Here is a 1,025-nt window from a genome sequence, read left to right as displayed (position 1 = left end):
GTTCCGCCAGGTACATCGCTCAGGTGTCCCAGTGTTCCACCACAAACGTGCTGACGGCAGCTATCAGCTTCCGACCCGTTATACAAAACTAGGGGCCGGTTTAATGAATGGTTCTAATCGTTTCCTTGACCAAAAGCATGTCACAATCAGTGGACTAGGGAAAATTCGTGTATCAGGATCACAAAAGCGTCTGTTCAGCCACATGAAGGACATCCGCATTGGCACGGTTACGGTACGCCGTGACGCCACTGATCGTTACTACTTGTCGATGCAGCTTGGCTCAAACACACCATTCGTTAGCACCGGCAAAGCGATCCAATCAGCGATTGGCATTGATCTCAACACAGAAAACTTTCTGACGGACTCTGACGGCAACGTCGTTGCCAATCCCCGCTATTATCGTGCAATCAGAGGTAAGTTAGCCCAGCAACAGCGTAAACTGGCACGACGTGCGCTTCGAGCAAAGAAAGAGCATCGTCCACTTCGTGATGCCAAGAACTACCAAAAGCAACGGGTGCTCATTGCTAACTTGCAACGGGAGGTGGCTAACCGCCGCAATGCTTTTCTACACCTTGTGTCCACTGCACTGATCAAGAACCACGATCTGGTAGTGGCGGAGGAATTGAGAAGCAAGAACATGTTACGCAATCATGCTTTAGCGATGAGCATTGCCGACGTTGGATGGCGTACTTTCCTAGGAATGCTTACTTACAAAGCGGCTTTGTACGGGCGCAAACTTGTGACCGTTAACCCGAGAAACACCACTCAAACATGTAGTGATTGTGGCTTTGTATTAATGGGTGAACAGAAACTAACGCTTGCCGATCGTAAATGGACGTGTCCATACTGTGGCACGTACCACATCCGTGATCACAACGCTGCTAAAAATATCTTGGCTAAAGGCTTAGCCCTTAACTAAGAATCACAGTCCGTCTGGCAACCTGCGGACTCTAAAGGCTTTGGTAATTAGCACGTAAGACCTGCTTGCAGGCGATGGCTGTATCTAAGCAAATTGTGGTCGTGTC

1 protein-coding gene is annotated in these 1,025 nt (G+C 49.1%); it reads left to right on the top strand.

Going from position 1 to position 1,025, the window contains the following annotated elements:
- On the top strand, positions 1–919 hold a 919-nt coding region (locus tag ACYVSB_RS12610; RefSeq protein ID WP_461219662.1), incomplete at its 5' end, for an RNA-guided endonuclease InsQ/TnpB family protein.
- Positions 920–1,025 lie beyond the last annotated feature (106 nt).

Source organism: Lapidilactobacillus salsurivasis, from assembly GCF_054785215.1.
Note: the sequence above shows the minus strand (reverse complement) of the source record. Positions and strands in the feature narration are given on the sequence as shown.